Annotated in this window: 24 protein-coding genes; 5 read left to right on the top strand and 19 right to left on the bottom strand. The window is 64.8% G+C overall.

The window, feature by feature from the left end; translation table 11 throughout:
- From purF to ISM_RS15615, 11 genes are all read right to left on the bottom strand, one after another.
- Entirely contained in the window at window positions 1-1,452 is a 1,452-nt protein-coding gene (gene purF, locus ISM_RS15665; protein WP_009815178.1) for an amidophosphoribosyltransferase, read from the bottom strand.
- A 151-nt stretch (window positions 1,453-1,603) separates the two neighbouring features.
- Window positions 1,604-2,050, bottom strand: coding sequence for a DMT family transporter (locus ISM_RS15660; RefSeq protein WP_009815177.1), 447 nt, complete (start codon window positions 2,048-2,050; stop codon window positions 1,604-1,606).
- Between the two features lie 5 nt (window positions 2,051-2,055).
- Window positions 2,056-2,637, bottom strand: coding sequence for a CvpA family protein (locus tag ISM_RS15655; protein ID WP_009815176.1), 582 nt, complete (start codon window positions 2,635-2,637; stop codon window positions 2,056-2,058).
- A gap of 25 nt (window positions 2,638-2,662) precedes the next feature.
- A complete protein-coding gene (radA, locus tag ISM_RS15650) occupies window positions 2,663-4,027 on the bottom strand; it encodes a DNA repair protein RadA (RefSeq protein WP_009815175.1) in 1,365 nt (454 codons plus the stop codon).
- Between the two features lie 115 nt (window positions 4,028-4,142).
- The gene (locus ISM_RS15645; RefSeq protein ID WP_009815174.1) at window positions 4,143-4,916 is read right to left on the bottom strand and encodes a DNA repair protein; all 774 of its coding nucleotides are present in this window, start codon (window positions 4,914-4,916) and stop codon (window positions 4,143-4,145) included.
- Between the two features lie 86 nt (window positions 4,917-5,002).
- Window positions 5,003-5,437 (bottom strand): paraquat-inducible protein A, encoded by a 435-nt coding sequence (locus ISM_RS15640; protein WP_040618151.1) that lies wholly within the window; start codon window positions 5,435-5,437, stop codon window positions 5,003-5,005.
- 196 nt (window positions 5,438-5,633) lie between these two features.
- Entirely contained in the window at window positions 5,634-6,380 is a 747-nt protein-coding gene (locus ISM_RS15635; RefSeq protein WP_009815172.1) for an ABC transporter ATP-binding protein, read from the bottom strand.
- Window positions 6,377-7,162: an MlaE family ABC transporter permease gene (locus ISM_RS15630; protein ID WP_009815171.1), complete on the bottom strand. Its 786-nt coding sequence runs from the start codon at window positions 7,160-7,162 to the stop codon at window positions 6,377-6,379. The genes ISM_RS15635 and ISM_RS15630 overlap by 4 nt, the downstream gene beginning before the upstream one ends.
- Window positions 7,159-8,196, bottom strand: coding sequence for an alanine racemase (alr, locus tag ISM_RS15625; RefSeq protein WP_009815170.1), 1,038 nt, complete (start codon window positions 8,194-8,196; stop codon window positions 7,159-7,161). Before alr ends, ISM_RS15630 begins: the two co-directional genes overlap by 4 nt.
- 197 nt (window positions 8,197-8,393) lie before the next feature.
- Entirely contained in the window at window positions 8,394-9,881 is a 1,488-nt protein-coding gene (locus ISM_RS15620) for a replicative DNA helicase (RefSeq protein WP_040618610.1), read from the bottom strand.
- A gap of 196 nt (window positions 9,882-10,077) precedes the next feature.
- Window positions 10,078-10,758, bottom strand: coding sequence for an orotate phosphoribosyltransferase (locus ISM_RS15615; RefSeq protein ID WP_009815168.1), 681 nt, complete (start codon window positions 10,756-10,758; stop codon window positions 10,078-10,080).
- Window positions 10,759-11,225: 467 nt separating this feature from the next.
- Between ISM_RS15615 and ISM_RS15610 the strand changes: the two genes are divergently transcribed.
- Complete coding sequence (locus tag ISM_RS15610) at window positions 11,226-12,872, top strand: bifunctional helix-turn-helix transcriptional regulator/alpha/beta hydrolase (RefSeq protein WP_217622875.1); 1,647 nt, start codon at window positions 11,226-11,228, stop codon at window positions 12,870-12,872.
- Here ISM_RS15610 and pyrC read toward each other — a convergent pair.
- Both pyrC and ISM_RS15600 read right to left on the bottom strand, forming a co-directional pair.
- Window positions 12,865-13,899: a dihydroorotase gene (pyrC, locus tag ISM_RS15605; RefSeq protein WP_009815166.1), complete on the bottom strand. Its 1,035-nt coding sequence runs from the start codon at window positions 13,897-13,899 to the stop codon at window positions 12,865-12,867. The genes ISM_RS15610 and pyrC overlap by 8 nt on opposite strands.
- A gap of 60 nt (window positions 13,900-13,959) precedes the next feature.
- Window positions 13,960-14,937, bottom strand: a complete 978-nt coding sequence (locus ISM_RS15600; RefSeq protein ID WP_040618148.1) for a hypothetical protein — start codon at window positions 14,935-14,937, stop codon at window positions 13,960-13,962.
- Between the two features lie 287 nt (window positions 14,938-15,224).
- On the opposite strand from ISM_RS15600, the gene ISM_RS15595 reads away from it, so the two are divergent.
- The 3 genes from ISM_RS15595 (at window position 15,225) to ISM_RS15585 (ending at window position 19,011) form a co-directional block, all read left to right on the top strand.
- Window positions 15,225-17,228, top strand: coding sequence for an OmpA family protein (locus ISM_RS15595; RefSeq protein WP_009815164.1), 2,004 nt, complete (start codon window positions 15,225-15,227; stop codon window positions 17,226-17,228).
- Window positions 17,229-17,383: 155 nt separating this feature from the next.
- The gene (locus ISM_RS15590; RefSeq protein WP_009815163.1) at window positions 17,384-17,992 is read left to right on the top strand and encodes a Pr6Pr family membrane protein; all 609 of its coding nucleotides are present in this window, start codon (window positions 17,384-17,386) and stop codon (window positions 17,990-17,992) included.
- A 53-nt stretch (window positions 17,993-18,045) separates the two neighbouring features.
- Window positions 18,046-19,011: an XdhC family protein gene (locus tag ISM_RS15585; RefSeq protein ID WP_009815162.1), complete on the top strand. Its 966-nt coding sequence runs from the start codon at window positions 18,046-18,048 to the stop codon at window positions 19,009-19,011.
- 74 nt (window positions 19,012-19,085) lie between these two features.
- Here ISM_RS15585 and infC read toward each other — a convergent pair whose 3' ends face one another.
- Window positions 19,086-19,673, bottom strand: coding sequence for a translation initiation factor IF-3 (gene infC / locus ISM_RS15580; protein WP_246557992.1), 588 nt, complete (start codon window positions 19,671-19,673; stop codon window positions 19,086-19,088).
- A 217-nt stretch (window positions 19,674-19,890) separates the two neighbouring features.
- On the opposite strand from infC, the gene ISM_RS15575 reads away from it, so the two are divergent.
- Window positions 19,891-20,604 (top strand): hypothetical protein, encoded by a 714-nt coding sequence (locus ISM_RS15575; protein ID WP_009815160.1) that lies wholly within the window; start codon window positions 19,891-19,893, stop codon window positions 20,602-20,604.
- Window positions 20,605-20,695: 91 nt separating this feature from the next.
- On the opposite strand, the gene ISM_RS15570 is transcribed toward ISM_RS15575, so the two are convergent.
- The 5 genes from ISM_RS15570 to ISM_RS15550 all read right to left on the bottom strand — a co-directional run bounded on the left by ISM_RS15570 (window position 20,696) and on the right by ISM_RS15550 (window position 24,711).
- Window positions 20,696-21,547, bottom strand: coding sequence for a ferredoxin--NADP reductase (locus tag ISM_RS15570; protein ID WP_009815159.1), 852 nt, complete (start codon window positions 21,545-21,547; stop codon window positions 20,696-20,698).
- A 66-nt stretch (window positions 21,548-21,613) separates the two neighbouring features.
- A complete protein-coding gene (locus tag ISM_RS15565) occupies window positions 21,614-22,018 on the bottom strand; it encodes a DUF934 domain-containing protein (protein WP_009815158.1) in 405 nt (134 codons plus the stop codon).
- A complete protein-coding gene (locus tag ISM_RS15560) occupies window positions 22,015-22,755 on the bottom strand; it encodes a phosphoadenylyl-sulfate reductase (RefSeq protein ID WP_009815157.1) in 741 nt (246 codons plus the stop codon). Before ISM_RS15560 ends, ISM_RS15565 begins: the two co-directional genes overlap by 4 nt.
- Window positions 22,742-24,409, bottom strand: coding sequence for a nitrite/sulfite reductase (locus tag ISM_RS15555; protein ID WP_009815156.1), 1,668 nt, complete (start codon window positions 24,407-24,409; stop codon window positions 22,742-22,744). Before ISM_RS15555 ends, ISM_RS15560 begins: the two co-directional genes overlap by 14 nt.
- Window positions 24,409-24,711, bottom strand: a complete 303-nt coding sequence (locus tag ISM_RS15550) for a DUF2849 domain-containing protein (RefSeq protein ID WP_009815155.1) — start codon at window positions 24,709-24,711, stop codon at window positions 24,409-24,411. The genes ISM_RS15555 and ISM_RS15550 overlap by 1 nt, the downstream gene beginning before the upstream one ends.

Here is a 24,711-nt window from a genome sequence, read left to right as displayed (position 1 = left end):
TCATTCCGCCGCTTTGAGCGTGAAGCCCTTTTCGATCTGATCGGAGGGGGCGACCGGGTATTCGCCGGAGAAGCAGGCGTCGCAATATTGCGGGCATTTGGCGTTGCGGCCTTCGGCCTCGCCCACGGCGCGGTAGAGACCGTCGAGCGAGATGAAGCGCAGGCTGTCGACCTGCAGGTGATCGCGCATTTCTTCTTCGGACATGGTGGCGGCCAGAAGCTTTTCGCGTTCGGGCGTGTCGACACCATAGAAGCAGGGCCAGGCGGTCGGCGGGCTGGCGATGCGGAAGTGGACCTCCTTGGCGCCGGCGTCGAGGATCATTTCCTTGATCTTGCGCGAGGTGGTGCCGCGGACCACGCTGTCATCGACGAGGATGACGCGCTTGCCCTCGATCAGGGCGCGGTTGACGTTGAGCTTGAGCCGCACGCCCATGTTGCGGATCTGCTCGGTCGGCTCGATGAAGGTCCGGCCCATATATTGGTTGCGGATGATCCCCATGGCGTAGGGAATGCCCGATTCGTGGCTAAAGCCGATGGCCGCCGGGGTGCCGCTGTCGGGGACCGGGCAGACGAGATCGGCGTCGACGGGGCTTTCCTTGGCCAGCTCGATGCCGATCTGGCGGCGGGTCTCATAGACCGAGCGGCCGCCGATGATGCTGTCGGGGCGCGAGAAATAGACATGTTCGAAGATGCAAAAGCGCGAGGGCTGTTTGCGGAAGGGGCGGCGGCTCTCGACGCCCTGATCGGTGATGACCACCATTTCGCCCGGCTCGACCTCGCGCACATAGCGCGCGCCGATGATGTCGAGGGCGCAGGTTTCCGAGCTCAGCACCCAGCCGTCGCCGATCTGGCCCAGGACCAGCGGGCGCACGCCGAGCGGGTCGCGGACGCCGATGAGCTTGGTCCGGGTCATGGCGACCACGGAGAAGGCGCCTTCGACCCGGCGCAGCGCGTCTTCCATCCGGTCGGGGATGGTTTTCTGCAGGCTGCGCGCCATCAGGTGGATGATGCATTCGCTGTCGGAGTTGGACTGAAAGATCGAGCCGCGCTCGATCAGCTCGCGGCGCAGCGCGTCGGCATTGGTGATATTGCCGTTATGGGCGACGGCGGCGCCGCCCATGGAAAATTCGCCGAAGAAGGGCTGGACGTCGCGGATCACCGGGGCCTTGCCGCCTGCGGTGGAGTAGCGGACGTGACCGATGGCCAGCGGCCCGGGCAGGGTCGCCATCAGGTTCTGGTCGGTGAAATTGTCCCGCACATAGCCAAAGCGGCGGGCGTTGTTGAACCCGTGATCGGGGTGGTGGCAGACGATGCCGCCGGCCTCTTGGCCCCGGTGTTGCAGGGCGTGCAGGCCGAGGGCGACAAAGTTGGCAGCGTCGGCAACGCCGATGACGCCGTATATGCCACACTCCTCCTTCAGTTTGTCGTCGTCGAAAGGGTGTGCTGGTGGCATCTGTCGGGACAAGGTGCGGCTCCGAATCCGTTGCGCGATATGGGCTTCCCTTTACGCGGGATCGCCCGTGCTGTCACGAAACTATCATAGAAAGTGGCGCTCTGTCAGGATCGTTCCTGGTGAGTGTGGTGAACACGCCCAGCATATGGCCCTAGAAGCGCGACAATACAACCCCTGCCAGGAGGCAGAGCGCGGCAAGAATGCGCGGCAGGGTAAAGGGGCGGGGCTCGAGCCCGAAGGCGCCGATGGCGTCAAGCACCCCGGCGGCGATGACCTGACCGAAGACGATCATGATGGTCATGGTGAGCACGCCGAGGATCGGCACCGTCCAGAGCGAGCCGAAAACGAAGAGCGCCCCGAAGAAGCCGCCGATCAAGAGCCAGAGCGGCGCGTTGCCGACCCGGGCCAGCGCCGGGGCCTGACCGGTGAAGAGCGTCACCAGCAGGAGCGCCGTGAAGCCCACGCCGAAAGAGATGGTGGCGGCGGCCAGCGGGCTTGCGATCGCGCGGCCGAGGGCCGCGTTGATCGGGCTTTGCACGGTCACACCGAACCCGACCGCAATCATCAGTAGCGAGGCGATCAGGATCGGCTGTTGCATGGCGCTTACTCGGTCGGGGCGGGGGTGTCGGCGCCGCCGTCGCATTGGCCGATGAGCTGCTCATATTGCTGGGTGACCCAGCCGAGCGCCTGTTCGGGGTTGCCGTCTTCGATCTTGCCGGTGAGCTTGGCAAAGACGCGGGCCGAGCGGCTGTCGTCGATCATCGCGACCTCTTGGCTCGAGGCGACGGTTTCGTAGACGAAATAGGCGATGGCCACGAGAAGGATGCCGCGCGCCACGCCAAAGAGGAAGCCCGCGCCCTGATCGAGCCCGCCCAGCGCCGAGCGTTGCACCAGCGAGGAAAACAGCGGGGTGATCAGCGAGGCGACGATGAGCGCCACGGCAAAGACGGCGGCAAAGGCGCCGATCATGCTCAGCTCGCAGCTGTCGGCGATGAATTCGCCCACGAAGGGCACCTGTTTGACCAGAGGTTCGACCTGTGGCGCGAAGATGAAGGCGAGGATGCCCGCCACGACCCAGCCGGCGATGGCCAGGGCCTCGCGCACGAAGCCACGGGAATAGGCGAGAAGTGCGGAGAGCACGATCACAAGCGCCACGATGCCGTCGATGATGGTAAAGCCTTCCATGCCCTGCCTCTGTTCTAGGATGCGCCTACCCGGCGCCGAAAATATCACCCACAAACCCGGTCAGATCAGAGACCCGTGTCAGGTTCATACCATTGCCCGAGCCGGATTTTCCGCCTGCGGGTAGAATTGCGGAGGAGAAACCAAGTTTTTGGGCTTCTTTCAACCTGTTTTCGCTCTGACCCACGGGTCTGAGCGCAGCAGACAGGCTGATTTCACCGAAAACAACCGTATCCGCGGGAAGCGCCGTGTCTTCGCGGGCCGAGAGTAGCGCTGCAGCAACAGCCAGATCGGCGGCTGGTTCCGAAATTTTCATGCCGCCCGCCACGTTGAGATAGACGTCGAGCCCGGTGAAGGGGATGCCGCAGCGGGCCTCGAGCACGGCGAGAATCATCGCCAGCCGCGCGCCGTCCCAGCCGACCACGGCGCGGCGCGGCTGGGAATGGGGGGAGGGGGCGACGAGGGCTTGCAGCTCCACGAGCACCGGGCGGGTGCCTTCGATGCCGGAGAAGACGACGCTGCCGGCGCTCGGCGTGCCGCGTTCGGACAGGAAGAGGGCGGAGGGGTTGAGCACCTCGGAGAGCCCGCCGCCGGTCATCTCGAAGACGCCGATCTCATCGGCCGGGCCAAAGCGGTTCTTGACGGCGCGCAGGATGCGGAACTGATGGCCGCGCTCGCCCTCGAAATAGAGCACGGTGTCGACCATATGTTCGACGACGCGGGGGCCGGCGATCTGGCCGTCCTTGGTGACATGGCCGACGAGGATGATCGAGACCCCGGCGCGTTTGGCAAAGCTGGTGAGCTCATGGGCGGCGGCGCGGACCTGGCTCACCGAGCCGGGGGCGGAGCCGACGCTGTCGGACCACATGGTCTGGATCGAGTCGATGATGACGAGGCGCGGGCGTTCGGCCTCGATCGTGGTCAGGATGTCGCGCAGATTGGTCTCGGCCGCGAGCTGCACCGGCGCGTCGGAGAGCCCGAGCCGTTCGGCGCGCAGCCGCACCTGGGCGCTGGCCTCTTCGCCGGAGACATAGATCGTCTTGAGCCCCTTGCGGGCGAAGGCGGCGGCGGCCTGCAAGAGCAGCGTCGATTTGCCAATGCCGGGATCGCCGCCGACCAAAAGCGCCGAGGCCTCGACCAGCCCGCCGCCCAGCACGCGGTCAAGTTCCGCGAGGCCGGACATGGTGCGTTGCGGCGGTGCCTCTTCGGTGGTCAGATTGGTGAGGGGGACGCGTTTTCCCTTGGCGTTTCCGAGGCTTGCCTTGGCCGGGCCGGTGGAGATGCCGGCATCCTCGACGATGGAATTCCATTCGCCACAGGCGTCGCAACGGCCCGACCATTTCGAGTGAACCGCGCCGCAGGCATTGCAAGAGAAACTGGTGGTCTTGGCCATGTCTTCTCTTGCCCCAGCGGCGCGGCGGGGTAAAGGCTTTCTTGGCCCGGGCCCGCCGGTTGCGGCAGGCCGGGTGATTTAGCGTAGGCGTCTCCCGTGCCGGGGCGCGGTGCCGTTACTCGGCGGCGGCGCGATGCGGCAGGCCGATGACGCGGCTGTGCGTCGGGCCGGGTTCCACATCGAGACCGTCGAGCTCGGGCAGGATCTCGCGCAGGTCGTCGCGCAGGCGGCGGAGCTGGCTTTCGGCCATGCTCTCCTCCAACTCGACTTCCTGTGTCCAGCGGCGCAGCTCGGAGTTGATCTGCTTGGCCATGACGATGCGCTGTTCGAGCTCTTCGACCTCATCCTGCCGCTGGCGCAGAAACTCGCGCGCTCGCGCCACGTTGCGGTCGGAATAGGTCGAGGCCAGTTCCTGGCTCACCCGGCTCATCTGGGCCGCCACCTCGAGCACTTCGGGCTCGAGCGAGCCGAGCTCGGGATGGTCGCGCAGAAAGACCAGCCGTTCGCGCACCGCGTCGAACTCTGCCGACATGCGAAACGCGCCCTTGCGATCCTCTGCATGAACCCGCGCATAGGCCCGGGCCACGTCTTCCATGCTCAGCTGAAACTGACGATGCGAGGTTTCGAGCCGCGCCACGCGGAAATGCGAGGGCAGGTAAAACAAGAGCATCACGGCAAAGACAGTGACCCCCGACTGCACCCAGATCCCGGCCTGCTCTATCGGCTGCGCCCCAAACGCAAGTGATAGATCGAGCCAGGGCAGGACGCCTGCGGCGCTCAGCCCGGTGACGAGGAGCAACCCAAAGGCCGTGGCCGCAAGGATTGTTCCGGAGACATATTGTGACAGGGTGAAGATCACCCCGGTGGTGGTTTTGGCATACTCGCCCATGGTCGCTTCCCCCTTCGACTTAAGCGTGTGGAGTAAGTGTAGTCCTGGTTTGCGATTATTCTAAGAAAAAAGGCGAAATCCGGGCATCACGAAACAGTTCGTTTCGCCGTCAGCAACCCTATCGCCAGCGAGGCGAGGATGCAGAAGGTGAATAAATACAGGCCCCAGGCGGTTTCGATCCGGCCCATCCCCAGCCCCTTGACCAGGGTGATGTAGACCGCGATCAAGAACACATCCGCCATCGCCAATTTCCCCATGATCTGCAGATAGGGCAACAGTTTGCGGCGCATCAGGCCGAAGTGGATAAGGGCCAGCCCGATGGTCTTGAGATAGGGCGCGACGAGGGCGAAGAAGGTCACCATCAGCGCCAGAAACACATCCGTCGTCCACAGCGATTGCAGGCCCGAGATCACCGAAATCTCGCTCAGCCCGAAGATCGGCAGGAGGCCCGCGCGCATCAGGGGCGCGAACCACGAGAGGGGGAAGAGGAGCAAGAGGCTCAGGTTAGCGAAGCGGAGCATGAAGCCGGTTCCCCCGTTGTCACTATCCAAGCTAAGCGGGGAGGGCGCGCCGATCAAGTGCTTGGATTGGGGGAAAAATCCGGGCTCGGCGTCACGTCGGTATCGCGGCGGTGTGGCGTCGGTCGTGTCTCAGGCCGCGATTTTGCCCCTTGGGGCGGGCGTGGCGCAGGCGGGTATTTGGCACCAGAAAGAGGGGTTAGCGCACCGCCTCGATGGGGCCGTCGGCGCGGCCCGAGATGAACTGATCGACATAGGGATCGCCCGATTGGTCGAGATCGGCCACGGGGCCGGACCATTGGATCACCCCGTCATGCAGCATCGCCACATTGTCGGCGATGGCGCGCACCGAGCTCATGTCATGGGTGATGGTCATGGCGGTGGCGCCCATCTCGACCACGATCTCGCGGATCAGGTCGTTGATGACGCCGGACATGATCGGATCGAGCCCGGTGGTGGGTTCGTCGAAGAAGATGATCTCGGGCTCGGCGGCGATGGCGCGGGCGAGGCTCACGCGTTTTTGCATGCCGCCCGAAAGCTCGGCGGGGAATTTATCGGCAACCTCGGGTTTGAGCCCGACGCGGCGCAGTTTCTCGATGGCGATGGCGCGGGCCTCGTCCTTGGGGCGTTTGAGCGCGCCGCGCAGCAGGCGAAAGGCGACGTTTTGCCAGACCGGGAGTGAGTCGAAGAGCGCGCCGCCCTGAAAGAGCATGCCAAAGCGCGCGAGAAAGGCGTCGCGGTCGCCGCGGGTCACGTCCTGGCCGTCGAGGGTGATGCTGCCGCGATCCGGGGTCACGAGGCCCAGCACGCATTTCAGCGTGACCGATTTGCCGGTGCCCGAGCCGCCGATGATCACCATCGAGCTGCCGGTCGGGATCGACAGGTTGACGCCCCGGAGCACATCGATGGGGCCGAAGGATTTATGGACGTCGCGAAGCTCGATCATGCGGAGAAAAACAGCTCTGTCAGGAGGTAATTGGAGGCGAGGATCAGCACCGAGGCAGCGACCACGGCGGATTTGGTGGCTCGGCCGACGCCCTGGGCGCCGCGGCCGGAGTTCATGCCGAAATAGCAGCCCATGAGGGCGACGAGAAAGCCGAAAACCGCGCCTTTGATCAGGCCCGAGGTCACGTCCCAGAGGGTCAGGAAGTCGAGCGTGTTGTGCAGATAGGTGGCGGCGCCGAAATCGAGCCGTCCGACGCCGACGAGAAAGCCGCCCATGATGCCGAGCACATCGCCGACGCCGACCAGCACCGGCACGGCGAGCGTGGCGGCGAGAACGCGCGGCAGGGTCAGGTATTTCATCGGGTTGGTCGAGAGCGTGGTGAGCGCGTCGATCTGTTCGGTGACTTTCATGGTGCCGATCTCGGCGGCGATCGAGCTTGCCACGCGGGCGGCGACCATGAGACCGCCGAGCACTGGGCCCAACTCGCGGGTGAGGCCGATGGCGACGATCGAGGGCACCACGGTTTCAGCGTTGAACCGGGCGCCGCCGGCATAGATCTGCAGCGCCAGCGCGCCGCCGGTGAAGAGCGCGGTCATGCCGACCACGGGCAGCGAGAGCCAGCCGATCTGGATCAGCGCCGCGCCGAATTCGCGCCCGTAGAAGGGCGGGCGGATCAGATGCGACACGGTGTTGCCGGCAAAGATCGTGACCCGGCCGATGGTGGCGAGAAAGCCCAGAACGGTGGCGCCGATGCTGGCGAGGAACTGTGCGATCATGCTCATGCGGTCAGGTAGCGCCGGGTGTAGCGCGCGCCCAGAGAGGTGAGGATTTCATAGCCGATGGTGCCCGCCGCATCGGCGAGCGTGTCGACGCCCTGATTGGGACCAAGGAGCTGCAGGCTCTTGGGGTCTTGGCCGAGGGCAGTCACATCGACGCCGATGAGATCCATCGAGATACGGCCCGCGATGGGCAGCCGTTTGCCATCGCACCAGAGCCCGGTTTTCGGCCCCATGGCGCGCAGGATGCCATCGGCGTAGCCGGCGCTGATGGTGGCGATGCGGGTCGGGCGCGAGGCGACGTAGGAATTGCCATAGCCTACGGTTTCGCCGGGGGCCACGTCGCGGCATTGGATCACCGGGATGTCGAGCGTCGCCACATGGCGCGCCTCGGCAAAGGGGGCGCCGCCATAGGTGCCGATGCCGGGCCGGCAGAGATCGAAATGATAGTCGCGCCCCAAGAGCACGCCGCCGGTGTTGGCGAGGCTGCGCGGCACGTCGAGCCCGTCGGTCATCTCGCGGAAGGTCCGCAGCTGCTGGGCGTTCATCGGGTGATCGGGCTCATCGGCGCAGGCGAGATGGCTCATGATCAGCACCGGGTTCTGGGCCAGCGCCACATCGCGCACGGCGGCCCATTCCGAGGGCTCCATGCCGAGCCGGTTCATGCCGGTGTCGAGCTGCAGGCCAAAGGCATGGCCGGGCAGGGCCTCGACATGGCGGATCATCTGGTCGAGCGAGTTGATCATCGGCGTCAACTCGAGATCGCCAATCATGTCGGCATCGCCCGGCATATGGCCGGAAAACACGCAGATATTGGGGCCGGGGCCGAGGGCCTGGCGGAGCGCCGCGCCTTCTTCGGCGACGGCCACGAAAAAACTCCGGGCGCCGGCGCGGGCCAGGGCGCGCGCCAGTTTGTCAGCGCCGAGCCCATAGGCGTCGGCCTTTACCACAGCGGCGGTTTCGCAATCGGTTTTCGCATCAAGCGCGCGCCAATTGGCGACGGCGGCGTTCAAATCAATGGTCAGGGTCGCGGTACTCATGGCATCGGGTAGATGCCATCCCAGCCGGGCGCGTCAAGTGGAAAGCGCGGGCCGGGCGGGGAAATTCCCATGCGCCTGCGCAGAGGGGCCACAGAAGGGCCACGGAGCAGGCGGGAGAGCCTCTTCCCTGCGCCTCTTTCTGGTTGAAAATACCCAAATTCCCGAGGCTTGCCCAAGGCGAAACCGGCCTGTGGCGATCAGAATTCGCCGTCGCCGCCCTGCTGCCAGGGTTTGACCAGATTGCCGAAGCGGGTGAATTGGCTCTCGAAGCTGAGCTCGACGGTGCCGATGGGGCCGTGACGCTGTTTGCCGATGATGACCTCGGCCTTGCCGTGGAGGCGCGACATGCGCTCTTGCCATTCGGCCATTTCGTCGAGCTTTTCCTCGGAGGGTTTTTCGCGTTCGACGTAATATTCCTCGCGGAAGACGAACATGACCACGTCGGCATCCTGTTCGATCGAGCCGGATTCGCGCAGGTCCGAGAGCTGAGGCCGTTTGTCGTCGCGGCTCTCGACGCCCCGCGACAGCTGCGAGAGCGCGATGACCGGGATGTTGAGTTCCTTGGCGATGGCCTTGAGACCCATGGAGATCTCGCCGATCTCCTGCACCCGGTTGTCGGAGGTGCCGCGCACCAGCTGCAGATAGTCCACGATCAGCAGGTCGAGCCCATGGGTCCGCTTGAGGCGGCGGGCGCGGGCGGCGAGCTGGGCGATGGGGATCGCGGCGGTGTCGTCGATGAAGAGCGGGCAGCTTTCGAGCTCTTTCGCGGCGTTGACGAAGCGGCGGAATTCCTCTTCGGTCATGTCGCCCTGGCGGATCTTGTGGCTCGAGATTTCCGAGGCTTCGGCGAGGATACGACCGGCGAGCTGTTCGGCGCTCATCTCGAGCGAGAAGAAGCCCACGACGCCGCCGTCGATGGCGCCTTCGGTGCCGTCGTGACGCTTGCCGCGCTTGTAGGCCTTGGCGATGTTATAGGCGATGTTGGTGGCGAGCGAGGTCTTGCCCATCGAGGGGCGGCCGGCGAGGATCAGCAGGTCGGACGGGTGCAGACCGCCGAGCTTCTTGTCCATATCCATGAGGCCGGTGGAGACGCCGGCGAGGCCGCCGTCGCGCTGATAGGCGGCGTTGGCCACGTTGACGGCATCGGTGACCGCCTTGAGAAAGCTCTGAAAGCCGCTTTCGGCCTGGCCCTGTTCGGAGAGTTTGTAGAGGCTCTGTTCGGCCTCGACGATCTGATCCTTGGGTTCGCTTTTTACATCGGCGCGCATCGCCTTGCCGGCAATGTCATGGCCCAGCGTGATGAGCTCGCGCCGGATCGCCATGTCATAGATCATTTGGGCATAATCGCGCACGGCGAAGGACGAGATCGCGGCGCCTGCGAGTTTCACCAGATAGGCCGGGCCGCCAAGCTCCTTGAGCCCTTCGTCATCTTCCAGAAACGCCTTGAGCGTCACTGGCGAGGCGAGGTTGTTGCGGGCGATGCGGGCGGCGGCGGTCTCGTAGATCCGCGCGTGGACCGGGTCGTAGAAATGCTGCGGGCCGATGATCGACGCAATCTTGTCGTAGACATCATTGTTGGTCAGAATCGCGCCCAAGAGCTGCTGCTCGGCCTCAATCGAATGGGGCATGGTGTCGGCGGCCTGAACTTCGGTGCCGGTGGCGTTGAAGGCTTCTACCTTGGTCATCCTGTCCTCATTGTCCCGCGTGCCGATCACATAAGCGGCGGGCCGGGTCTTGGGCAAATTGTATATCGCTGTGCAAAAGCTGTGGATAAACTGACCGCATCATATAGCGGTCAGGCGGTTTCGCACAGCGATATGTTGAGTGCGCCACGGGGGCGCGTGTCTTTAGGGTGACTTTTGAGGGAAATTTCCCCCTAAGTCAGTCGCCCTTGCGGGCCTCTTGCCAGGCGCGGGGATCGTTGAGAAAGCTTTCGACCCCGTCGAGCGTCTCGGCGTCAAAGACACCTTGCGCGCGGGCCTCGGCCAGCACATCCCACCAGGTGCAGAGATAATGCAGCGCGACGCCGTGATCGCCGAGGGTTGTCTCGGTCTCGGGGAAGATGCCGTAGTAGAAGATCACGGCGGTGTGGCCACAGCTCGCACCGGTTTCGCGGATCGCGTCGACAAAGGAGAGCTTGGAGCCGCCATCGGTGGTCAGATCCTCGACCAGCAGCACCCGTTCGCCTTCGGACATGGCGCCTTCGATCCGGGCGTTGCGGCCGTATCCTTTGGGCTTTTTGCGCACATAGGTCATCGGCAGCGCCATGCGTTCGGCGACCAGCGCGGCAAAGGGGATGCCCGCGGTTTCGCCGCCTGCGACATTGTCGAACGCCTCAAAGCCTGCGTCGCGCATCACCGTCACGGTGAGGAAATCCATCAGCGTCGAGCGGATGCGCGGGAAGCTGATCAGCTTGCGGCAGTCGATATAGGTGGGCGAGGGCAGGCCGGAGGCGAGGGTAAAGGGCTCGGCCGCGTTGAAATGCACGGCGCCGATCTCGAGCAGCATACGGGCGGTCAGGCGGGCGATCTCTTCGCGGGGCGGATAGCTGGTGGGGATCATGTCGGGGTCCTTTTGGCGGGCGCAGGGGCTTTTCCGCCTCGAGAGGGGGTCTTGTCAAGCCGCGCGATGCCGGCGGGGCCGGGTCAGGCCGGGGCGCGGCCTGCGGGCCACGCCGGGGTGGCAGGGAACCGGAGGGGATCGCGAGAGGTTGGGGCGGAAATTAGCACGCAAATGGGCTGAACTGCGCCGCAAAGAGAGTGGCCGCCCCAGTCTCCTGAGGCGGCCTTCGCTCACGGCTTAGCGGCCGCTGATAAAATAAATTGAAGAAAAGCTACTGATTAAAAGGTTTTGGTAGTATTAATTTAGGTCTAGTCATGCCGGTCTGGCATGACCCATTTGGGCCAAAAACGTACCATTTGGTAAAAAAGTGCCAAGATTGTGTTTCTCCGGTCCATGCCAAGCAACGGGGTGAAGCGCGCATGCCGACATCCAACAGAGACAAAGTGATCGCAGCGATTTACGATTCGGTGATCCGACCGGAGCGCTATGCCGATTTCATGGATCTCTGGGGCGATCACATCTGCGAGGCGATGGAAACGGCACCGGAGCCTTTGGACACGGCGGGCCAATCCGATGCGCTGGGCATTGATCCGGTGCTCACCGAACATTTCACTCGGGCCTTGATGATCCTCGACCAATTGGGACGGCAGACGCCGCGCCAGAGCTTGAAGGATGAGGTGGCGCAGTCGAATACCTGGATGCTGCTGCTCGGGCGGGGGAGCCGGGTTCTGGCGCAGAGCCGGGTGGCGCAGGATTGGCTTGGCGGGCAGCCGTTGCAAGAGCGGCTCGATCCACATGGGGCGGAGCTGATGGAGGCGCTGCTTGGCCGGTTGGCGGATGTGCCGGGCGATGCCTCGCCGGTGGTGCTGGCGGTGGAGGGGGAGCTGCGGCATCTCCTGGCGCGGCTCGTGCCCTTGGAGGGGGCGACCGGGTCGGCCGTGTTGCTCGAATCGCTCGATTACCATTGGAGCCCGGCGGCGGAGCGGATGCTCGTCCAAAGCTTTGCGCTGAGCCGGGCGGAGCTGTCGGTGGTCGAGCATCTTCTGGCGGGGCATAACCTCGGCGCGATTGCCGAGATGACCGGCAAGTCGAAACATACGATCCGCAATCAGGCCAAGGCGGTGCTCGCCAAGACCGGCGCGCCGGGGCAGGCCGAGCTTATCCGGCTGGTGGTCTATATGATCAACCAATTGTCACCGTCGCAGGCGCCGCCGGGGGCGTCGCTGGGCCTCGATGCGCAGATCCTGCGGATGGGGACCGGGCTCAACATGCAGGTGTTCAGCCTCGGGCCGCCGGATGGGATGCCGGTGTTGTTCTTGCACGGGATGCTCGAAGGGGTGGCGGTGTTGCGCCATCTCGAAGAGGTGCTGAGCCGGGCGGGTCTTCGGGTGGTGGCGCCGATCCGGCCCGGCTATGGCCAGTCGGAGCAATGCGACGAGACCCCGGTTCTCGAGAGTTTCATGGCGCATCTGGTCGAGCTCATCTCGCGGTTCGAGCTCGACCGGCCGGTGATTCTCGGCCATCTGGCGGGCGGGTTTCATGGCCATATCCTGTGCCATCGCTTCCCCGACAAGGTGTCGGGGATGCTCGGCATCGGCTCGGTGGCGCCGATCAGGTCGCGGCGGCAATTGGTCGATATGGCGCCGCGGCAGAAGATCGTGGCCTTTACCGCGCGCTACCTGCCGTCCTTCCTGCCGACGATCCTGCGCGCCGGTGTGGCGCAGATTGACAGTCAGGATGTGAAGAATTTCATGGGCGGGCTCTACCCCGAAGGGTCGCATGACCGCGAAGTGATTGCGCGGCTCGAAATCGCGCCGCTCATTCAGGCGGGCTATCGGCTCTCGGTGCATCAGGGGCATTTCGGGTTTCTCGGCGACGCGCCCTATATGGTGCGCGACTGGAGCGATATGCTCGATTGTGAGGCGCCGGCGCCGGTGGTCTATCTGATGGGGGCCAAGGATCATGTGAACCGGCCCGACGCGGTGCGGGCCGGGTTCGACGGGATCGACGGGATCGCGCTGCATGAGGTGCAATCGGCCGGGCAGCTCATGTTCTATGAGCATCCCCAGCTGGTGATTGCGGCGCTGCGCGAGCTTTACGAGGCGGCTAGCTGACCGACCAATGCAGCGGCATTTGCGGATCGAAGAGCGTGACCGGGCCTTCGGGCGTGGCGATCTGGGCGGGATATTCCACCGGGGTGCCACGGGTCAGGGTGATCGTTTCGTCATTGGCGGGCAGGCCATAGAAGGCCGGGCCATTGAGTGAGGTAAAGCCTTCGAGCCGGTCGAGCGCGCCATCCTGTTCGAACACTTCGGCGAGGATCGACATGGTGTTGGTCGCGGTGAAACAGCCGGCACAGCCGCAGGGGCTCAGCTTGGCCGCGTCGAGATGCGGCGCGCTGTCGGTGCCGAGGAAGAAGCGCGCATCGCCCGAGGTGGCGGCGGCACGCAGGGCGAGCCGGTGCTCTTCGCGCTTGGCGACCGGCAGGCAGTAGTAATGCGGCTTGATCCCGCCCACGAGGATGTGGTTGCGGTTGATCACCAGGTGATGGGTGGTGATGGTCGCGCCGAGATTGTCCTGTGACTTGGCATATTCGACCCCGTCGCGGGTGGTGATATGTTCCATCACGGTGCGCAGGCCGGGGGTGGCGCGGCGGATTGGGTCGAGCACGCGGTCGATGAACACCGCCTCGCGGTCGAAAATGTCGATGCCCTCGTCGGTGACTTCGCCATGCAGGCAGAGCGGCAGGCCGATCTCGGCCATCTTGTCGAGCACGCCGCGCACCTTGTCGAAATTGGCAACCCCTGAGGCGGAGTTGGTGGTGGCACCTGCCGGGTAGAGCTTGACCGCCGTGACGAGACCGCTGGCATGGGCCTCGGCCACGTCCTCGGCGTCGGTGTCCTCGGTGAGGTAGAGCGTCATCAGCGGGGTGAAGGCGGCGCCTTCGGGCAGGGCCGCGAGGATACGGTCGCGGTAGGCCGCGGCCTGAGCGCCGGTGACCACCGGGGGCACGAGGTTCGGCATGATGATCGCGCGGGCGAAATGCCGGGTGGTTTCGGGCAGGACAGCGCCGAGCATCGCGCCATCGCGCAGATGCAGGTGCCAGTCGTCGGGGCGGCGGAGGGTCAAGCTCTGTGTCATGGGGATCGATTACACAATCGCGCGGGGCTGCGCCAGAGGTGTCGATGCCTGAGCTTTAGATCAGTCTTGGATGTCGCTCGTCTCGGGGCGGTGCTGTGCGGCGGCGGCATCGGCAAGCCGGGCCTCGGCCGCCTCGCGAGCCTTGCGGAAGGGGCGGCCGTTGCGCCGCTCGAGCACGAAATCGGCGAGCCGGATGATAAGCCGGTCGCGGTTCGCGCCGGTCAGCCGCTGCAAGAGCCCGAATTGATAGCCCGGATGTTCGCGGCGGTTGCGGAAGAGCCGGGCGAGATTGGTCACGGTGAGCTTGTCGGCGCTGAGCTGGGCAAGAATGCGGTAGAGAAGCTGCATCTGCATCAGCACGGTTTCGAGATCGGGTCCCATGTGGCGCATGCGGAACTTGGTCACATTGGAGCGGGTGAAGAGCGAGGCGTGCATCGCGTCGAGCTCGATCTCGGGATCATAGAGCAGGAACACCTCTTGCGCCGCGTCGATCATATCGGGGGCATAGCCGTAGCGGTCGGTAAAGGAGGTGCGGCGCATGTGGCGATAGCGGTCGTCCCATTCGGCGACGCGCGGATCCAGCGTGGCCTGCGGCTGCACCAGCACCAGACGCGCGCCGGGGGCGGCGACGGAAAAGGCGGCGGCGGCATAGCCACAGGCACCTGCGCCGTAAAAGATCACCTGGTCGAAATCCTCGAAGAAGCCATCGTCGATGAGCCGGTCGAAATAGCCATAGACGCGGGGGGCGCGAAACCAGGTGTCGCCATCGCTCAGCAGGCACAGATGCGACCAGCCGAGCGCCTTGACCATATCCCAGCCCAGCGGTTGGCCATCCTCGGAGAGCCGCGCGATGCTGTCATGGGTTTCAAACGTGACGAGCAAGGTCTTGCCATCTTCGACGAAAATCGCGCTGTGACGGTCGTCGAGACGCTCTGCATAGCCATCTTCGTCTACCAAGTCTGACACTTTGGCCAGCCAGGCCTCACGCGACTCGAGACCCGAGAGGGGCATGTCAAACGTGTTGGTGGCATTCTGCATCGCACTTTCCTCAATCACTGTTTACCGGTCTCAGCCGGCTACGTGAACCACAGGCGTAGGCGGCAATCCTGTCTAAAATGGGGAATTTCCATGAGATTTGAAAGGACAAGAGCGCGAAATTCGCAGGCCAAGCGGCGGTTTGGGCCGGTTTTCGGGGGCCGTGGCCGGTTTGTGGCAGCAAAGAAACACTGGGGTTTCGGCGAAATATGGCACGGTGAGGAAACTTCTATCGCTCCGAGGCGTTGGGGGGTCGAGATAATCACACGCAGAATCTGAGAGGTTCAAAGATGAGCAAGAGAGTTCTCAAGTCCACCACGGCGCTCGTGATGAGCGCCACGCTGGCCATGCCCGCCCCGCTCTTCGCGCAAGAGAGCGGCGTGCTGCCCGATCCCGACACGCTGCAGCCCTGTGTGACCGCAGAGGGCGCGCCTTGGCCGATCCTGCCGCCGCTGCAGGCGGGGGTCGAAATGACGCTCGATCCGGCGATTGGCGAGCTGGATGCAAGCCCTGTCGTCAAGCCGACCGGCGCGATGGGTCATTGCGTGATCGAAGGCGAGGCGGGGGCCAAGCTCGTCGTGGAAGGCTCGCAAACCGATGCGGGCGAGGTCTATGCCCGCAAGAGCGATGTCGAGGTCGCGCTGACCGAGGCGGGCGTGATCGTGCCGCTGGCCGATGTGGGTGCGACCGCCGGTGCCACGGCGGAGGCTGTGACATCGACGCCGCTGCCCGAGGCAGAGGTGACGCCTGAAGCGAGCGCCGATGCGAGCGCGGATACGACTGCAGAATCGACTGCAGAGGCCAGCGCCGATTCACCGGCAGAGGCGACCGTTGGGGCCGCGGCTGAGGCCGAGACCAAGCCCGAGGAAGAGCTGAGCGTCTCGGAGGATGTGGTGGCGCCTCTGGAAACCGAGACTACCACGGAAACCATGGCCGAGACCGTGACCGAGGCCGAAGCGCAGGCGGCAGCCGAAGCCGAAGCCGAGGCGCGCACCGCGGCGGAAGCGGCGCAGACCGAAGCCGAGCTTGAGCAGGCGCTCAAGGCGGCCGAGGCATCGGACCCGGCGGCCAGCGCGACGGCTGAGACCACCGGTGAGGCCACGGCTGAAACCACCGCTGAAACCACGGCTGAGACCACCGCCGAGAGCGATGCGACGGTCTCCGAAGGCAAAGAGGTCGAGCCCATCGTCGAGGGCGCCAAGACCATGATCGTGCCGCAAGAAGACAGCGAAAGCACCACGGCGGACGCCAACCAAGCGGTCGAGGCCGAAGCGGCCAGCAACCCCGATGCCCAAGGTGTCGAGGTCGAGACCGAGACCGTGACCGAGGACAACGCCCGGTCGAGCGACGAAGATTTCTCGACCGCCGCCAATGCCACCACGGTGACCGAAAGCGACAGCGGGCTTAGCAATTTCGAGAAATTCGCGCTGGGCGCTCTGGGGGCTGTGGCCGTGGGCACCATCCTCAACAATGGCAACAAGGTTCTGTCGAACTCGGGCGACCGGGTTGTGGTGGAACGCAGCGATGGCGAGATCGAAGTTCTCAAGGATGACAACGTGTTGCTGCGTCGTCCGGGGGCCGAGGTGACCACCGAACGGTTCAGCGATGGCTCGGTCCGCGAGACGGTGACCCGTGCCAATGGCGTCAAGGTGGTGACCATCAAGGCGTCGAACGGTCAGGTGCTGCGCCGGGTGCGCGTGATGCCCGATGGGCAACAGATCGTGCTCTTTGACGACACCGTGACGGTTGAGCCGGTCGAAGTGACCGAGCTGCCGCGCACCAGCACGCGGAGCATTCAGCTCTCTGAGCTGAGCGAGGAAGAGCTGCGCGCCGCGCTGGCCGAGAAGGAGCGTGACCAGTTGCACCGTCACTATACGCTGCAGCAAGTGCGTGAGATCCGCGCCGTGCGCGATCTGGTGCCGGTGATCGAGCTGGAGGCGATCAACTTTGCCACCGATAGTGCCGCGATCACCGCCTCGGAGGCCGAAGAGCTGCGGGCGCTGGGCCTCGCGATGAGCGAGCTCATCGAGCGCAACCCGAATGAAGTGTTCCTGGTCGAGGGCCATACCGATGCGGTGGGCAGCGCAAGCTATAACCTCGCCCTGTCGGACCGTCGCGCCGAATCCGTGGCGCTGGCGCTGACCGAATATTTCGACGTGCCGCCAGAGAACATGGTGGTGCAGGGCTATGGTGAGGCGAACCTCAAGATCCGCACGCCGGGGCCGGAGCGTCAGAACCGCCGCGCCACCGTGCGCCGGATCACACCGCTCTTGCAGGCCTCTGCCGCGCAATAAGCGCCGCGATCGGTCGAGAAAAGATGACAGGGGGCAGGGCGCAAGCCTTGCCCCTTTGTCATGCGCGGGTGCGCGTCCGTCATTCCCAAGGGCCGCGGGACATTCTATGCTTGTTTCCAGAGGCATATCATTCACGCCAAAGGGTAGGACTGGCCATGCACAGAGGGTTTGCGGCGCTGATTTGCGGCACGGCGCTGATGTCGCTCGGGGCGCAGTTTCTGGTCTCCGAGGCGCTCATGGGCGCGCCGGGGTTCGGCGCGGTGCTGTGGCGGATGGCGGGGTATTTCACCGTGTTGACCAATACGCTCGTGGCGGTGACGTTTCTCTATGTGGTGGGGACGGGCCAGCGCGTCGGGCCGACCTGGGCCGGGGGGTTGACCCTGTGGATCGCTGCGGTGGGGATCGTCTATCACCTCGTGCTGGCGGGGCTGTGGCGGCCTGAGGGGCTCGCCTGGTGGGCCGATCAGGGGCTGCATACGGCGGTGCCGCTCTTGGTGGTGCTCTGGTGGGGGTGGCAAGCCGACAAGAGCGGATTGCGGCGGCGCCATGCGGCGATCTGGCTCCTCTGGCCCGCGCTTTACTGCACCTATGCGTTGATCCGGGGGGCGCTGAGCGGGTTTTATCCCTATCCGTTTCTCGATGTGACAGCGCTCGGTCCCGGGGCGGTGGCGGTCAATGTCGTGGGGCTGCTGCTGGCCTTTGCCGGGGGCGGGCTGATGCTCTTGACGCTGGCGCGGTGGCGGGCCGGGGTAAGGGCGCGGTAGCGGCCTGAGCGGCGCCTCTTGCAAGTGGCGCGGGGACGCGGCACATCTGGGCCATGGACAGGTTTGATGACATTCCCGAACAGGCGCTGGCCTGGTTCCGCGAGGGCCGGGGGGCGGCGCTCGCCACCGTGGTCGAGACATGGGGCAGCGCGCCGCGCCGGGTGGGCAGTCAGCTCGCCATTTCCGGGGCGGGCGAGATTGCCGGATCGGTCTCGGGCGGCTGTGTCGAGGGCGCTGTGGTGGCCGAGGCGCTCGACGCGATCGAGCGCGGGACGTCGGCGACGCTCACTTTCGGGGTGAGCGATGATGATGCCTTCGCCGTGGGGCTTGGCTGTGGCGGCACGATCCGGGTGATGGTCGAGCCGCTGGGATCGGTGCTGAGCGAAGCGCTGATGGCCGAGTTGGTGGCGGCAAGGGCGGCGCAGGAGCCGGTGGCGGTGATTTCGGGCGGCGACCGCCCGGCAGAGATCACCCGCGAGGGGTTCGAGGCGCGGTTTCGGCAGGATCTGTCGGGGTTCGAGGCGGATGGGCGGTTTGTCACCATCCACAACCCGCCGCTGCGGCTCATCGTGGTGGGGGCGGTGCATATCGCGCAGGCGCTGGTGCCGATGGCGCGGATTGCGGGCTATGACGTGGTGATCGTCGACCCGCGCGAGAGCTTTGCCAGCGCGGCGCGGTTTCCCGGCGAGAGATTGATCGATGACTGGCCGGACGAGGCGCTGGCGGCGCTCGGCATCGACGCGCGCACGGCGGTGGTGGTGCTCAGCCATGATCCGAAGATCGACGATCCGGCGCTGATGGCGGCGCTGCGGTCAGAGGCCTATTACATCGGTGCTCTGGGTTCGACCCGGTCGCGGGACAAGCGGGCGGTGCGATTGGGCCTGCTGGGCGCCAGCGCCGAGGAGATCGGGCGCATACACGGGCCGGTGGGGCTCGATATCGGGGCGGCGACACCGGCGGAGATTGCGGTCTCGACCCTGGCCGAGATGATCGCGGTCTTGCGCGGCAAGAGCGCCTGACGGATCGCCTAAGGCCCGAAACGCAAACGGCGCCCCAAGCGGGACGCCGTTGAAATCCTGGAGGCGAGGACCCGTTAGCGGGCGGCGGGCGCGATGATCATGATCATCTGACGGCCTTCCATCTTGGGCATGTTTTCCACCTTGCCCACGCCTTCGATATCACCGGAAACCCGTTGCAGCAGCTGGCGGCCCAGATCCTGGTGCGCCATTTCGCGGCCCCGGAAGCGCATGGTGATCTTCACCTTGTCGCCATTCTCGAGGAATTTCATCACGCTGCGCATTTTGACTTCATAGTCATGCGTGTCGGTGTTGGGCCGGAATTTGATTTCCTTGACCTCGATCACCTTTTGCTTTTTGCGGGCTTCAGATTCCCGCTTTTGCTGTTCGTATTTGTATTTGCCGAAATCCATGATCTTACAGACCGGGGGATTGGCATTGGGGGAAATCTCGACCAGATCGAGACCGGCCTCTTCGGCCATCTCCATCGCCCGGGTCGGGGTCACGACCCCGACGTTTTCGCCGTCTGCGCCGATCAGGCGGATTTCGTCTGCACGGATGCGATCGTTGATCCGGGGACCAGTGTCCCGTGTCGGCGGCGCGTTGTGAGGTCTGCGGGCTATGGCTTTGTTCCTTGAATAATGGACGAATGTTCGAGGGTGCAAAATAGACCCGCGTTGCGGGTGTTTCAAGCGGCAAATCAAGGGTTTTTACGAATTTACACCGGAAAACCGGGCTTGGCGCACAAACTGTGGGAGAGCGCCGGTTTGCGCTGGGCGGGATGAGTTTCCCCCTTGTCGGGAGCCTCGGCATGGGTCATTTGAGGTCCGTAGTTTTCAGGCCGATCACGGTATGTCGGCCATTTTGCAAGGGACTAAGCAAATGAAAAATCTTCTTTGGATTGCGTTGGCCGGGGCCGTTCTCATCGGCGGCTATTTTCTCATCACAGGTAAATCGCCTCAGGAGCTCGTCGAGGACGGCAAATCCATGGGCGAAACCGCCATGGACGAAGCCAAGGAAGCGGTGGATGCGACGGCCGAGGCCGCAAGTGAAGCCGCCGATGCAGCCGGGGACGCTGTGAATGCGGCGGCGGAGACCGCCACCGAGATGGCGACCGAGGCCGCTGATGCCGTGGCCGAAGGGGCCGAGGCCGTGACCGAGGCCGCAGGCGAGGCGGTTGAGGCGGCGGGTGACGCGGCCAATGCAGCGGCTGAGAGCACGGCCGAGGCGGTCGAGAATGCCACCGAGGCCACCGGCGATGCGGCGGCTGCCGCCACCGAGAGCGCCACCGAGACTGCGACAGAGACCGCGACGGAAGCCGCTGAGGCCACTGAGGCCACCACCGAGGCCGCAGGCGACGCGGCCAGCAATGTGTCCGGCGCGGCGAGCGACGCGGGCGATGCGGCCGCCGAGACCGCCACGGATGCGGCCAATACTGCCACCGAGGCCACCTCGGACGCCACCAGCGACGCGACGATGCAGAAGATCGAAGACGCCGCCAAGGAAGCGATGGACAGTGCCGCCGAGGCCGCCAAGGACGCGACCGATGCGGCCACCGACGCCGCCAAGGATGCGATGAAGAAAGTGACCGAATAAACCCGGTCCTCATAATCGAAAAAGGCCCGCGCGATGCGGGCCTTTTTTTATGGCTGAGCCTTGGCTGGGTGCCCCGGATGGGGGCTAGGCCTCAGTCGAGGAAGGCTTTTTCCACCACATAGGTCTGCGGATCGGAATTGGCGCCTTCCTTGAGCCCGAACTCTTCGAGCAGGTCCTTGAGCTCGAGGTTAAAGGCGAGGTTGCCGCAGATCATCGCGCGGTCATGTTCGGGCGCGATGGGGTCGATGCCGAGATCCTCGAACACCTCGCCCTTGCGCAGCAGATCGGTGATCCGGCCCATCTTGGGGCTCTCTTCGCGGGTGGTGGTCGGGTAGTAGCGGATCTTGTCGGCAAAGCCTTCGCCGATCAGCTCGGCCAGCATCTCATCATTGCGGATGCTGTCGATCAGCGCCGCGCCGTATTTGAGCTCGTCCGCGCCACGGCAGGTGTGGGTGATGATCACCTCGTCATAATCGTGGTAGGTCTGCGGCTCGCGCAAGAGCGAGGCGAAGGGCGCAAAGCCGGTGCCGGTGGCAAAGAACCACAGCCGCTTGCCGGGCAGGAGCGCGTCATGCACCAGCGTGCCCACGGGTTTCGGGCGCAGGATGATCTCGTCGCCAGGCTGGATATGCTGCAGCTTGGAGGTCAGCGGGCCGTCCTGCACCTTGATCGAGTAGAACTCGAGCTCTTCATCCCAGGAGGGCGAGGCGATGGAATAGGCGCGCAGGAGCGGTTTTTGCTTGCCGGTTTCGGGATGCGGGTCGCCCATCAGCCCGATCATCACGAACTCGCCCGAGCGAAAGCGCAGGCTCGCGGGGCGGGTCACGCGGAAGGAAAACAGCCGGTCCGTCCAATGGGTGACTTCGGTCACTTTCTGGGCGTCAGGCAGGGCGGGTTTGGCCTTGATGGGGCTGGCGTCGGTCACGTCGGCAATCTCGTTCATGCATGTCTGTGCCGGCGTCGCGCGCCGGCACCTCCTGATAGTCGGTTATGGGAAGAGGCGAAAGACCTAGCCGCGCAGGCGGGCCTGATAGTCATGGTTGCGCCAATCGGCCCGGAAGAGCCATTGATCCTCGGGCTGGCGGGCGGCGAGATCTTCGGAAATCTCCACCTCGTCAAAGCCCGCGCGGCGCGCCATGGCGTATTGATCGGCGATCACATGGCCGCGGGCGCGCAGTCGTCCGGTGTAGCCCATCAGGCGCAATTGCCGCGCGATGGTAAAGCCGCGGCCGTCGGCGAAGCTCGGAAAATCCACCCGGATCAAGGGGATATTGCCCAAGCGACCGGCCAGCTCGACCGGGTCGGTCGAGGAAGGAAGGTCGATGCCATAGCCCGCGCGCGCATCTTCGAGCGCGGTGATCGGGGCGGTCCAATCGTCGGGCTGAAAGCCCTGGTCTTGTACGAGAATGCTCATGCGTTTTCTCCGGTTCTGATCATTTTTCCATCCACGAAATGGATGCCACATTCGGTTTTGTCTTGGCCGCGCCAGCGTCCGGCGCGGGGGTCTGTGTCGCCATCGGTGACCGGGCTGGTGCAGGGCATACAGCCGATCGACGGGTAGCCGCGTGCCACAAGCGGATGTTTTGGCAGGCGATTTTCTTCCATATAGGTGCGCACGTCTTCGGGGCGCCAATGGGCCAGCGGGTTGACCTTCATCCGGCCGGTGCCCTCTTCGGTCTCGAAGAAATCGAGCGTGGCGCGGGCACCGCCCTGATAGCGTTTGCGCCCGGTGATCCAGCCGTCGAACCCGTCAAGAGCACGGGCCAAGGGCCGGGTCTTGCGCAGCGTACAGCAGGCGTCGGTATCGCGTCGGTGTAGCGACTGTTCCGGGTCGGTGGCCTGAACCTCGTCCGGGTCCGCGCGAATGATGCGCAGATCCTTGAGGCCGAGCCGCTCGCTCAGCTCCTGCTGGTAGACCAGCGTTTCGGCAAAGAGCAGCTCGGTGTCGAGAAAGATCACCGGGGTGGTCCGGTCGATCACCGACACCATGTGCAAGAGCACGACCGATTCCGCCCCGAAGCTCGACACCAGCGCCAGCTGACCCGCGGCGGGATCCGTGAGCGCGTGGCGCAGCACGCTGGTGGCCGAGTTCAGCCGGTACCAGTCGTTGAGCCCGGAGACCCGTGTGCCAAGATCCTCATTCGGCTGCATAGGCCTGTGCCTCGTCATAGAGCGCCGCCTTGAACGGCGCCATGCCCAGCCGGCGATAGGCCGCGAGGAAGGTTTCCTCGGGGTTGTCGCGGTGCTGCAGATAGGCGGCGATCAGGCGTTCGATGGCGGGAATGATCTCATCATAGGCAAAGCCCGGTCCGGTGCGTTCGCCGAGCGAAGCGTTTTCCGATCCGTCACCGCCGAGGGTGATCTGATAGTTTTCCACGCCCGCGCGATCGAGGCCGAGAATGCCGATATGGCCCACATGGTGATGGCCGCAGGCGTTGATGCAGCCCGAGATCTTGATCTTGAGATCGCCGATCTCATGCTCGAGCTTGAGCTCGTCAAAGCGGGTGGCAATCTGTTGCGCCACGGGGATCGAGCGGGCGGTGGCCAGCGCGCAGTAATCCATGCCGGGGCAGGCGATGATATCGGAGATGAGACCGATATTGGCGGTGGCGAGCCCGTGTTTCTTGAGCGTGGCGTGGATCTCGGGCAGGTCCGATTTATGGACATGCGGCAGGATCACGTTCTGCTCATGGCTGATGCGCAGCTCGTCATGGCCAAAGCGTTCGGCGAGATCGGCCATCACCCGCATCTGTTCGGCGGTGGCGTCGCCCGGCGTCTCGCCATGGGCCTTGAGGCTGATCTGCACGATGGCATAGCCCGGCGCGCGGTGCTCGGCCAGGTTGGTGTCGGCCCAGGCGCGGAAGATCGGGTCGGTCTGATAGGCCGTGTCAAAGAGCGCGGTGGGCTTTTGCGAAAAGGCCGGCGCGGCAAAGGCCGATTTGATATCTTCGAAAAGGTCGAGATCGAGCCCGCCAAAGCTCGGCCGGATGCGGGCATAGGCCGCGTCGACGCGGGCGCGGATGTCGTCGATGCCGTGCTCATGCACGGTGATCTTGATCCGGGCCTTGTATTTGTTGTCGCGACGCCCGAGCAGGTTCCAGACGCTGACCACCGCCTCGACATAGGGCAGCAGGTCTTCTTGGGCGACGAAATCATTGAGCACCTTGCCGATCATCGGGGTCCGGCCAAGGCCGCCGCCGACGAGGATGCGATAGCCGATCTGACCGTCGCGCTCGACCACCTGGATGCCGATGTCATGGGCGCGGATCACCGCGCGGTCATTTTCGGAGCCGGTGACGGCGATCTTGAACTTGCGCGGCAGGAACTGAAATTCCGGGTGGTCGGTCGACCATTGGCGCAAGAGCTCGGCCACGGGACGCGGATCCGTCACCTCATCGGCGGCGGCCCCGGCGAAATGGTCGGCGGTCACGTTGCGGATCGTGTTGCCCGAGGTCTGGATCGCGTGCATCTCCACCTCGGCCAGCGCGTCGAGCATGTCGGGCACGTCGCGCAGCTCGGGCCAGTTGTACTGAATGTTCTGGCGGGTGGTGAAATGGCCATAGCCCTTGTCCCACTTTTCCGCGAGCAGCGCGAGCTGACGCATCTGGCGGGAGTTGAGCGTGCCATAGGGGATCGCCACGCGCAGCATATAGGCGTGGAGCTGCAGGTAGAGACCGTTCATCAGGCGCAGCGGCTTGAACTCGTCCTCGGTGAGCGAGCCGTCGATGCGGCGTTCGACCTGGGCGCGGAACTGGCGGTTGCGTTCGGCGACAAAGGCCGCGTCGAATTCATTATAGCTGTACATCAGGCTTGCTCCGCTTGCTTGCCGTGGAAGTAGTTGGAGGGGCCGGTGCGCCGGAATTCCTCGCGGAAATGGGTGGGCTCGGGGCCGGTGTCGCCGGGTTTGGCATCGGCGAGATAGACGCCGACGACGGTGCCGGTCTGGGCCTCTGCGCCCAGAAGGCGCAGCTGGGCATGCGCCTCGTCGGTCAGCAGCTCGGCCTCGGAGATCTGGCGCGACCAGCGATCATCGGCGGTGAGATAGACCACATCGCCCTCGAGCAGGGCATTGGCGGTGATGATTTTCGGGGTAAAGGCGCGGGCCAT

The sequence above is a fragment of the Roseovarius nubinhibens ISM genome (assembly GCF_000152625.1).
Lineage (GTDB): Bacteria > Pseudomonadota > Alphaproteobacteria > Rhodobacterales > Rhodobacteraceae > Roseovarius > Roseovarius nubinhibens.
The sequence above is the reverse complement of the archived record's forward strand: the minus strand, read 5'-3'. Positions and strand labels throughout refer to the sequence as shown.